Consider the following 10,801-nt stretch of genomic DNA (forward strand, 5'->3'; position numbering starts at 1 on the left):
CAGGCGCCGTGCGAGAAAGCCGAGCGGCATCAACACCGCCGACAGGATGAGCACGGCACCTGATCCGCAAGCGGACTTTGTCCGAAGCAGCCGCCTGGGCTGGCTTTGTGTTCATGGGGATGTTCTCGTCGCTCCTGGTGTTGACCTTGCTGCGTGACGCGACCTAGCTGCTGGCGGGCGTCTTTGGAATTGACGGCCTTGCGCTGTGGACGGCCCGGGCCGTGCCCGTGCTGGCTGGCGTGGTCACGCTGTGGGGTTTCGTGAACGCCCGTCGCCGTGCGGCCATCGTGGCGGTCGAAGTGCCGATCCATGGCCTGCCACTGGCGCTGCAGGGTTTCACCATCGCGCAGATCAGCGACATCCACGTCGGCCCCACCATCAAGGGCCCGTACCTCCAGGCCATCGTCGATGCGGTCAATGGCATGCAGGCCGACATGGTGGCGGTAACGGGCGACCTGGTCGACGGCAGCGTGCGTGACCTGTCGCCGCATGTCGCCCCGCTGGGCGGCCTGGTCTCTCGGCACGGCACCTTCTTTGTCACCGGCAACCATGAGTACTACTCGGGGGCCCACGCCTGGATTGCCGAGTTGCGGCGCCTGGGCATCCGGGTGCTGATGAACGAACACACCGTGCTGCAGCATGGTGGCGCGCCGCTGGTGGTGGCCGGCGTGGTCGACTACAGCGCGCATCTCTTCGACCCCTCGCACCGCAGCGACCCGCAGGCCGCGATGGCGGGTGCGCCGGCCCATGCGGCGATGCACGTGCTGCTCGCGCACCAGCCGCGCAGTGCTGAGGCGGCCGAGCGCGCCGGCTTTCAGTTGCAGCTGTCGGGCCACACCCATGGCGGGCAGTTCTTCCCGTGGAACCTGTTCGTGCCCTTGCAGCAGCCGTTCACCGCCGGCCTGCACAAGCTGAAGCGCTTGTGGGTCTACACCAGCCGAGGCACGGGATACTGGGGGCCGCCCAAACGGTTTGGTGCGCCTTCTGAAATCACTCGCCTGACGCTGGTGGCTGCACCGGCTTGATTCACATGCTTCGTATTGGTCTGCTGTGTCTGTGTATGACCGTTTCGGTCGGCGTTTTCGCAGCTCCAAAAGTCGAAGACAGCATCGCGCAGCGCGTGCAAGCCTGCACCGGATGCCATGGTGCGCAGGGGCGGGCGGCCAGCGATGGCTACCAGCCGCGCATTGCCGGCAAGCCTGCAGGCTACCTCTATCACCAACTGCTCAATTTTCGCGACGGCCGCCGCCAGTACCAGCCCATGATGCGGCTGATCGACCCGCTAAGTGACGCCTACCTGCAAGAGATGGCGGCCTACTTCGCTTCGCTCGATTTGCCTTACCCACCGCCGCAGGCGCCCACCGCCTCGGCCGAGACATTGAAGCGTGGCGAGGCGCTGGCCCTCCTCGGCGACAGCACCCGGCGCATTCCGGCCTGCGTGCAGTGCCATGGCGCTGCGCTCACCGGCCTAGCGCCGGCCATCCCCGGCCTGCTGGGCCTGCCGCGTGATTACCTCAACGCGCAACTGGGCGCATGGCAAACCGGCAGCCGCCGCGCCCAGGCGCCCGACTGCATGGCGCAGATCGCGCGGTCGCTGAGCGCGGACGACGTGGCGGCGCTGTCGCAGTGGCTCGCGGCCCAGCCGCTGCCTGCCGACACCAAGGTCGTGAGCGCATTGCCCGCACCGTTGCCCGTGCCTTGCGGCGGCGTGGAGGCCAAACCGTGAAGCACGTCATGTGGATCGCGCTCCTTGTCGTGATGCTGCTCGGGGCTGCGGTGCTCGCCCTCAACCTGCGCGACGAAGACCCGCTCACCGACGCGCATGTCATCACCACACCCGATCTGATCGCACGCGGTGAATACCTCGCACGCGCCGGCAACTGCGCGGGCTGCCACACGGCCCGTGGGGGTGAGCCTTATTCGGGCGGCCGTGGGATCGAGACGCCTTTTGGCACGGTGTATTCGTCCAACCTCACACCCGATGCGGCCACCGGCCTCGGCAGCTGGACACCCGCGCACTTCTGGCGCGCACTGCACAACGGCCGCGCGCGCGATGGCCGCTTGTTGTACCCGGCGTTCCCGTACACCAACTACACGCTGGTCACACGCCAGGATGCCGACGCGCTTTATGTCTACCTGCGCAGCCTGAAACCGGTCTCGCAGGCCAATCGCGAGCACAGCCTGCGCTTTCCCTTCAACACCCAGCCTGCGCTCGCGGTGTGGCGGGCGCTGTACTTCAGCCCGAGCCGCCCCGGCAACGATGCAACGAAGTCGCCCGAGTGGAACCGTGGCGCCTACCTGGTGCAGGGCCTGGGCCATTGCAACGCCTGCCACGGCAGCCGCAACGCCCTCGGCGCCACCAGCGGCACCCTGGACCTGGGCGGCGGCCTGATTCCGATGCAAAACTGGTACGCGCCGTCATTGAGCGACCCGCACGAAGCCGGTGTGGCGGACTGGCCGGCGCAGAGCGTTGTCGACCTGCTGAAGAACGGCATCACGCCCCAAGCCTCGGTGCTCGGGCCGATGGCCGAAGTGGTGGGGCGCAGCACGCAGCACCTGGCTGACGCTGACCTGCGCGCGATGGCCACCTATCTACAGGCCCTGCCGCCCACACGCGCACAGCCGGCACGGCAGCCGCCGGCCGACAGCGCGGTGCTCGATCATGGCGCCAAGCTTTACACCCGACACTGCGCCGATTGCCACGGCGACAACGGCGAGGGCGTGGCCGGCATTTACCCCGCGCTGGCCGGCAACCGGGCGGTGACGCTGGCCTTGCCGGCGAACCTGGTGCGTGTGCTGCTCGAAGGCGGCTTTGCGCCGTCGACGGCAGGCAACCCGAGGCCTTTCGGCATGCCGCCGTTTGCCAACGTGTTGAACGCCGCCGACAGCGCCGCCGTGCTGAGCTACGTGCGCAGCGCCTGGGGCAACCAGGGCTCGGCCGTGCCCGAGATCGAGGTCAACCGCTACCGCTGAGTCGATCCGACGACCGACGCGCGCGGGGCACCAGCGTCTTGACCACGGCCTCGGGCAGGCCGGGATAATCGCGCCCCATGGCCGACACACCGTTCGAACAAGCCAAGCTGCAATTCCAGACCGGTCTCGCCTGTTTCGAGGCGGGCCAGTACCTTGCGGCCCATGCCCATTTCGAAGCGGCGCTGGCTTTGCTGCCGGGGCGGGTGTCGACGCTCGTGAACCTCGCAGCGACGCGACTCAAGCTGGGTCGCCCCCAAGCGGCGCTCGACGCTGCCGACCAGGTGCTGGCTGCCGAGCCCGACAACGCCGACGCCTGGGTGCATCGCGCCAGAGCCTTGCTGGAGCTGGGCCGGCCCGAACACGCGTTGCCAGCCTTCGAGCGGCTGTTGGCCCTCAACCCAGGCCACGCGCCGGCCTGGTGCGCGCGGGGCGACATCTTGCGCGAGCTCGGCCGGGCTGACGATGCCGAGCAGGCTTACCGCCAGGCGCTGGCGCATGGCGCTGACGCCGGGCTGATCGGCTACTACCTGGCGGCGCTCGGCGCGCAGCCGTCGCCCACGACCTCGCCACGTGTGTATGTCGAAGCGCTTTTCGACGCTTACGCCCACCAGTTCGAACAGCACGTGGTGCAGGCGCTGCACTACCGCGCCCCCGAAGTGCTGGCCCAGGCGCTGCCTCGGTTGCATGCGGGCCGCTTCGGCTCAGCACTCGACCTGGGTTGTGGCACCGGCCTGTGCGGCCCGCTGGTGAAGCCCTTGGTCGACCGGCTCGTTGGGGTGGATCTGTCGAGCCAGATGATCGAGCAGGCGAGGGCGCGCGGTGTTTACGACCACCTCGTGCACGCCGACATCACCGAACACCTGCAACACACCCACGAGCGCCACGACCTGGTGCTCGCGGCCGACGTGTTCATCTACATCGGCGACCTGTCGGCTGTTTTCGCGGCCGTCGCTTCGGTGATGCTGCAAGGCGGGCTGTTCTGCTTTTCCGCCGAGGTGGCCAGCCCCGAGGCCCGCTCCTTCGAGTTGCTGCCGAGCCTGCGTTATGCGCACGCCGAAGGTTACCTGCGCAAGCTGGCGGGCCAACATGGCTTCGACGTGGTGGAGCTTTCACGCGAAGCCATTCGTGAAGACCAGCGCCAGTCCATCGACGGTGTGTTCGCATTCCTCGTCCGCCGCTGAGGCGGATTGCCGCAGGTCGCCGACCTGCAGCTGGGGCCTTGTCCTACAGCCAATGCCTGCTCGCGTGGCCACCATGGGCTTCTGGTTCTGGTGTGCCAGACCGGTCAACCCGGCCGGCAGACATCAGGGCCTGACATGCAACGCGGCGCCTCCTGCGTCGACCATGAAAGGAAACCCCATGAGCCACGAAGACGTCATCGACACCCTCAACGACTTGATCGAAACCTCCAAGGACGGCGAACTCGGATTCAGCGCCTGCGCCAAGCACGTGACAGCGGCCGACCTGCAGCAGCTGTTCAGCACGCGCGCGGCAGAGTGCCGGGCAGCGGCGAGCGAGTTGCAGACCATGGTCTCCGACTACGGCGGCAAGCCCGAAACCGACGGCAGCACCACCGGCGCGCTGCATCGCGGCTGGGTGGCAGTACGCGGCTCGCTCGCGGGCTACAGCGACGAAGCCATGCTGGAAGAATGCGAGCGCGGTGAAGACGCCGCGCTGGGACGCTACCGCGCGGCCTTGCGCGACGAAGGCTTGCCGGAGGCCGTGCGTGCCGTGATCGCTCGCCAGCAGCTCGGCGTGCAAGCCAACCACGACCAGATCAAGCGCTTGCGTGACATTGCCCGCGCGGCCTGAATGATCTTTTCATCCGCGTGACACCCAGGCCGGCACTTGCCGGCCTTTTTTATGCTCAGGCGGGTGGCGTCTTGGCCAACCGCCGCAACTCGGTGACGGGCTTGCCGCCGACACCCCAGTTGTCGGTGTCCACCTCGTCGATGATGACGAAGGTGGTGGCCGGGTTCTTGTTGAGAACCTTCACCAGGAGTTCGGTCACGCCGGCGATCAGCTCGGCTTTTTGTGCGGGCGTGGCGCCTTCGCGGGTGATTTGAATGTTCACGAATGGCATGGTTCTCTTTCGTTTCTATGTCATGAGATGAATGATTGCGCTAGGCGCAACTGCGCCACCGCAGTGCCGATGATGCGCGGCATCAGCTCGGCCACGCTGGGCAGGTCGTGGATCAAGCCGGCGGACTCGCCCGCGATCACGGCGGCCATGTCGAAGTTGCCGGCTGCGCGGGCGGCGGCATAACGCTCGGCCACGTCGGCCTGGTCGCGCAGCAGCTCCAGCTCGCGCCCGCTCCAGCGGCGCAGGTGATCGTTTTGCAGGCACCGGCCGGTGTAAGGCGCGGGCCAGACCTTGCGGCGAGACATGTCGAACACGATGCTGCGCTGGCTGTCGTCACCGCTGGCGGCCACGATGCGCTCCTTGGCCGCCGCAAAGCCTGCGGCCTCGGCGGTGGCGTAAAAGCGGGTGCCCAAAACCACGCCCGCCGCGCCCAGCGTCAGCGCGGCGGCCAGGCCCCGGCCGTCGGCGATGCCGCCTGCCGCCACCACCGGCACGCGTGGGCCGGCCAAGTCGACCAGCGCAGGCACCAGCGCCATGCTGCCGCGGCTCACGCCGTGGCCACCGGCTTCGGCGCCTTGGGCCACCAGCACGTCGGCGCCGTGATCAAGCGCCTGTCGCGCCATGGCTCCGGTCTGCACCTGGCACACCATCAACGCGCCGCTGGTCTTGATGCGTTGGGCAAACGGGGCCACGTCACCAAACGACAACCACACGGCGCTGGGTTGGGCGGCGAGCGCGATGTCGAGCAGCTGCGGCTGCTGCGCCAGGCTCCAGGTGATGAAACCCACGCCGAAGCGCCCCGCCGCACCTTCGAGCAAGGCCAGCTCCCGGCGCAACCAGGCTTCGTCGCCATAACCCGCGCCAAGGAAGCCGTAGCCACCAGCGTCGCTGACGGCACGCACCAGGCGCGCGTCGGCCACCAGATCCATGGCCGCCAGAACCACGGGGTGGCGCACGCCCAGCAAGCGGGTGAGCGGGGTGCTCAAGAGCGGAGAAGCGGTGTGTGGTGTGTCCATGCCCTCAAAGGTAGTGCCTGTGTGTCATCTTGAAAAATGAATTGTTATGATTTCTTCATTCTTGAATGAAGATACCTGGAGCCGCCATGGACCCGACCGCTTTGGCCACCTTCGCCGCCGTCGCCCGCCGAGGCTCGGTGAGCGCGGCGGCGCAGGAGCTGCACACGGTGCAGTCCAACGTCACCACCCGCCTGAAGCAGCTGGAAGGCGAACTCGGCGTGAGCCTCTTTCTGCGCCACAGCCGCGGCATGTCGCTCACCGACGCCGGCACGCGGCTGCTCGGCTATGCGCAGCGCCTGGCGGATCTGTCGACCGAGGCGCTGTCTGCCGTGCGTGACGACGGCCTGGTGCGTGGCAGCCTGCGCATCGGCTCGATGGAAACCACCGCCGCCGTGCGACTGCCTGCCGTGCTGGGCCGCTTTCACCGGGCGCACCCCGACGTGCAGCTGGAGGTGCGCACCGGGCCCACTGCCGAGCTGCTGGAGCATGTGCTGGCCCATCGCCTCGACACCGCCCTGGTGGCCGGGCCGGTCGATCATCCCGACCTGGTGGCCGAGCGGGTGTTTCGCGAAGAGCTGGTGCTGGTGAGCGCGATCGATGCCGGCGAGCCCGATGTGCAATTGCGCGATGGCGGCCTCACCGCCGTCATGTTCCGCCAGGGCTGCTCTTACCGGCAGCGGCTGGAGGCGCATTTCGCGGCCAGCGGCTGGCTGCCGTTTCGGCGCCTGGAGTTCGGCACGCTGGAGGGCTTGCTCGGTTGTGTGGGCGCGGGAGTGGGCGTGAGCGTGTTGCCGCGCAGCGCGGTCGATGCGTATCGGGGCCGTGACGATCTGCGTGTGAGCGCGTTGGCGCCCAAGGCGATGTGGGTCGAGACCTTGCTGGTGCGCCGGCGTGATGCCCATGTAGGCGCGGCGCTGCGCGCGTTGGGCGCCACGATCGGGCAGGACGACGCTGCGGCGCTCAGTCGGCCTCGGAGCAAAACTCGCCGTCAGGCACCAGGCACGAGTTCTCCGTCTCGCCGCCCAGCGACACGCCGCGCGTGACGAGCTTGCTGGTGGCCAGGCGGCTGGCCTCGGCGGTGGGCAGCAGCACCCACATCTGGCCCCGGTGGCGGGTGGCTCGCGCCATCTGGCCGGCTTCGTTGCCGAAGCCCCAGAAATAATCGGCGCGCACCGCGCCGCGAATGGCGCCACCGGTGTCTTGCGCAAACACCAGCCGTTGCATCGATATCTTGGAGCCTGCCGGCGCGGGCGCACTGAGGAACACCGGGTAGCCGAGCGGCGTGACACGCGGGTCGACGGCCACCGAGCGGCCCGGCGTCAGCGGCACACCCAGCGCGCCTTGCGGGCCTTCAGACTGCGGGCGCTCGGGCACCGTCTTGAAGAACACATAACTCGGGTCGGACGACAGCTTTCCGGCCACTGCGGACTTGGGCTGCGGTGCTGCCGCTGGCTGCGGCCGGGCCGGGCTTGTGGCTGGCGCGGCGGCCGGAGCCGGTTTGCGCGCGCCTTTGAGCAACTCGTCGACCAGCGGGTCGTTGCCGGCAGGTTTGGCCGCGGGCGCGCGCTGCGCGGGCGTGACACCTCGGGTCAGCACCGGAGCTTCGGCATCACCGGGCGCATCACCTTCGATCTCGAATTCATCGGCCTGGTCGGCGGTGCTGCCGGCGGTTTTGCCGCCACCGAGACCACGTGTGGCAACCACGACCTTGGCTTTGGGCGTGACCCGCAGGGGCTTGAACGGGTGGCCGTTTTGTTCGGCGTATTGCAGCCGCAAGATTTGCCCGTTAGGCATGCGCACGCGGCCCGAGCCCTGCACCTGCATCGCATACAGCGCCAGCGGGTCGTTGACCCAGGTCACCACCGGTGCATTGATGCCCTGCGGCAGGCCCAGCGCCTCCAGCTCGGCCCGGGTGTGGTACGGGTCGACACGCGCGCTCGGGCTGCCAGCATCGCCCACCAGGCGCAGGCGCAGGCGGCGGTCGCGGTCGTCGAGCACAAAGCGGCGCAAGTCGAGTGGGTAGCTTGCAGCGTCACCCGGCTGGGCCAGCAGCAAGAGGTTGCCTTCGGGTCTGACGCGCACCACCGAGCGTCGCTGCGCGGCGGGCACACGCGACCAGTCGATGGTGTAGAGGTCGCGCGGCACGCCCATCACCGGGGTGTTGAACTCGGCGTCGCGCTGCGCCTGGCCTTCGAGCAAGGGCTCGAAGTAGCCGGTGACCTCGCCATCGCCGCGCGAGTCGGTGTGCAAGATGCGCAGCAGCGTGAAGCGGTTCTCGAAGAAGCTGCGCATGGCACGCGTGTTGGGCGGCACGGTTTTCGCGTCGGCGCAGATCTCGCGCCAGTCTTCGCGCTTTTGCAGCACATCGCACGAATTGCGGAAGGCACTCCAGCTCGCCCGCATGTCGTCTTGTTGCCAACCCGGCAGCTCGTCGTAGGAGGTGAGCTTGAACATGGCGTTGCGCGTGCGCACCTCGCTCGGCAGCTTGGGACCGGTCTTGACGGGGGGCGTGTTGCTGAGCTTTTTGTCGGGCGCGGCGGCTGCCACTGCTGGCATCTCGGCGGGTTTGCCTTGGCTCGGCGCAGCGGCTTGCTTTGAAGCACAGCCTGCCAGCCCCACAACTGTGACAAGGGCAAACACCGAGTAGGGCAGCAGTTTCATGCGCCAAGCCTATGCCTGCGGCGCGTGCGTTCCAACTGACCTTCGTCAACCAGTTGATGGAGGCACGCGGGCTCGGATTACCTTAGTCACGCCGCACGCGCAGGTGTCGCCGGTATTCTGCTGACGGCCCCGCCTGCCCCCGTTCGGGCTGAGGTATCGAAGCCCTGCGCTGCACTTCGACACCTCAGTGCGAACGGAGACGCGCATGGATGAGGGTCAACCGAAAGGCCTCAGGACTCCATGCAATCAAACGCCAAAACATCTGATCTGTCCCGCCGCCTGTGGCTCGCAGCGGCCTTGCTGGCCAGTGTGTCGCTGTCAGCTTGCGCCATGTTCGGTGGCGGCAAGACGACGCTCGAGGCCAAGGTGGTCGCCTCGGCCGAGGTCAACCCCGATTCACGCAAACGCCCATCACCCGTGGTGGTGCGGGTGTTTGAGCTGAAGTCGCCCACGCTGTTCGAGCAGGCCGACTTTGTGTCGCTGTTCGAGAAAGACCAGGCGGTGCTCGGCGCCGAGATGATCAGCCGCGAAGAGTTTGTGTTGCGCCCCGGCGAGACCAAGCCGCTCGTCAAGCCGCTGTCGCCCGACACCAAGTTCATCGGCGTGATGGTCGCCTTCCGTGAACTCGAGCGTGCCCGCTGGCGCGCGGTGGTGCCGGTGGCTGCGGGCAAGAAGAACGTGATGGCCATCGACCTCGCCGACATCACGGTGCAAGCCAAGCGCACCTCGCCCAAGCCTTGAGGCAGGCACCCCGTTGATCATCACTCCAACTCCAAGCACAACAACATGAGCTGGCGCGCCAAAGTCGTGTGGTCTTCGGGCATGTTCTTGCAGCCCCATCACTTTCAGCAAGAAACCCGCTACCTGGAGCGACTGATCGATGCGCGAGCCCGCAGCATCTCGCCGTTTGCCTGGGGTTTCACCGAGCTCGAGCTCGACGAGGGCCTGCTCGCCTTGGGCAAGCTCGGCATCTCGCGTGCCAGCGGCCTGCTGCCGGACGGCACGCCGTTTTCCATGCCACAACTCGACCCGCTGCCTGCACCGATGGAGGTGCCGGCCGATGTGAAGGGCGAGATCATCTACCTCGCCTTGCCGCTGCAGCGCGAAGGCCTGAACGAAGTTGACTTTGGCACCGGTGAAGCGGGTGAGTTGGCCCGCTATGGCGCCGTTGAAGAAGACGTGCGCGACAACACCGACGCGTCTGACGAGCCCACGACCATCCAGACCGGCCGCCTGCGCCTGCGCCTGGTGCGTGCCAAGGAGGCGAGCGAAGCCTATGCCTTGCTCGGCGTGGCGGTGGTGGCCGAGCGCCGCAGCGATGGGCAAGTGACGCTCGAGCGCAGCTACATCGCGCCGCAGGTGGCCATCGAGGCCACGGCGCAACTCTCGGCCAGCGCCTCGCTGCTGCATGGCCTGATCCTGCAGCGCGCGCAAGCCCTGGCCGGGCGCATGGGGCAGCTGAGCCATGGGGTGTCGGAGCTGGCTGACTTCTTGATGCTGCAAACGCTCAACCGCAACGAGCCCGTGTTCAGCCAGCACGCCGCCACGCCCAACGCCCACCCGCGCGAGCTGCACGGCGACTGCTTGCGACTGGCCGGTGACCTGGCCACGCTCTCGACCAGCGCGCGCCGCCCGCCCGAATTTCCGCCATACCGCCACGACGACCTGGCCCGCACCTTCACGCCGGTGTTCGACTCGCTGCGCGGCATGTTGACCTCGGTGCTGGAGCAAAACGCCGTTCAACTCGACCTCGTCAACCGCAACCACGGCGTGCGCACGGCGGTGGTCACCGACATGGAACTCGCGCGCACCGGCACCTTTGTGCTGGCGGTCAACGCGCAGGTGCCCGGCGAGCAACTGCGCCAGCGCTTCCCGGCGCAAACCAAGATTGGCCCGCCGGAGAAGCTGCGCGACCTCGTCAACCTGCAACTGCCCGGCATCGGCCTGCGCTCGCTGCCGGTGGCACCACGCCAGCTGCCCGTCCATGCCGGCTACTTCTACTTCGAGCTCGACCGTGGGGGCGAGCTGTGGAAACCCATCGAACAAAACGGCAACGTGGCCATGCACA

General features: G+C 67.8%; 10 protein-coding genes and 1 pseudogene. 8 read left to right on the forward strand and 3 right to left on the reverse strand.

From position 1 onward, the window contains the following. Positions 1–59: 59 nt before the first annotated feature. The 5 genes and pseudogenes from RMO40_RS24470 to RMO40_RS24490 form a co-directional block, all read left to right on the forward strand. Positions 60–1,025 (forward strand): annotated as a pseudogene (locus RMO40_RS24470) (metallophosphoesterase); the annotation flags it as partial. 35 nt (positions 1,026–1,060) lie between these two features. Beyond that, entirely contained in the window at positions 1,061–1,726 is a 666-nt protein-coding gene (locus tag RMO40_RS24475; RefSeq protein WP_309726400.1) for a c-type cytochrome, read from the forward strand. Further along, entirely contained in the window at positions 1,723–2,973 is a 1,251-nt protein-coding gene (locus RMO40_RS24480) for a c-type cytochrome (RefSeq protein ID WP_489660238.1), read from the forward strand. Before RMO40_RS24475 ends, RMO40_RS24480 begins: the two co-directional genes overlap by 4 nt. Before the next feature lie 77 nt (positions 2,974–3,050). Continuing rightward, positions 3,051–4,154, forward strand: a complete 1,104-nt coding sequence (locus RMO40_RS24485; protein WP_309726402.1) for a tetratricopeptide repeat protein — start codon at positions 3,051–3,053, stop codon at positions 4,152–4,154. Between the two features lie 178 nt (positions 4,155–4,332). Continuing rightward, entirely contained in the window at positions 4,333–4,785 is a 453-nt protein-coding gene (locus RMO40_RS24490; RefSeq protein WP_309726404.1) for a PA2169 family four-helix-bundle protein, read from the forward strand. Between the two features lie 55 nt (positions 4,786–4,840). Here the strand turns inward: RMO40_RS24490 and RMO40_RS24495 are convergent, their stop codons facing one another. Both RMO40_RS24495 and RMO40_RS24500 read right to left on the reverse strand, forming a co-directional pair. Beyond that, the gene (locus RMO40_RS24495) at positions 4,841–5,056 is read right to left on the reverse strand and encodes a 2-hydroxymuconate tautomerase family protein (protein WP_309726406.1); all 216 of its coding nucleotides are present in this window, start codon (positions 5,054–5,056) and stop codon (positions 4,841–4,843) included. Positions 5,057–5,076: 20 nt separating this feature from the next. Then, positions 5,077–6,072: a nitronate monooxygenase gene (locus tag RMO40_RS24500; RefSeq protein WP_309726408.1), complete on the reverse strand. Its 996-nt coding sequence runs from the start codon at positions 6,070–6,072 to the stop codon at positions 5,077–5,079. Between the two features lie 86 nt (positions 6,073–6,158). Between RMO40_RS24500 and RMO40_RS24505 the strand changes: the two genes are divergently transcribed. Beyond that, positions 6,159–7,115, forward strand: coding sequence for a LysR substrate-binding domain-containing protein (locus tag RMO40_RS24505; protein WP_309726410.1), 957 nt, complete (start codon positions 6,159–6,161; stop codon positions 7,113–7,115). Here the strand turns inward: RMO40_RS24505 and mltA are convergent. Continuing rightward, entirely contained in the window at positions 7,033–8,733 is a 1,701-nt protein-coding gene (gene mltA, locus RMO40_RS24510) for an MltA domain-containing protein (protein WP_309726412.1), read from the reverse strand. The genes RMO40_RS24505 and mltA overlap by 83 nt on opposite strands. 240 nt (positions 8,734–8,973) lie before the next feature. On the opposite strand from mltA, the gene tssJ reads away from it, so the two are divergent. Beyond that, positions 8,974–9,474: a type VI secretion system lipoprotein TssJ gene (gene tssJ / locus RMO40_RS24515; protein WP_309726414.1), complete on the forward strand. Its 501-nt coding sequence runs from the start codon at positions 8,974–8,976 to the stop codon at positions 9,472–9,474. Positions 9,475–9,519: 45 nt separating this feature from the next. Beyond that, positions 9,520–10,801: type VI secretion system baseplate subunit TssK (gene tssK / locus RMO40_RS24520; RefSeq protein ID WP_309726416.1), on the forward strand; the 1,282-nt coding region annotated here is incomplete at its 3' end.

The sequence above is a fragment of the Rhizobacter sp. genome (genome assembly GCF_031412075.1).
Lineage (GTDB): Bacteria > Pseudomonadota > Gammaproteobacteria > Burkholderiales > Burkholderiaceae_C > Rhizobacter.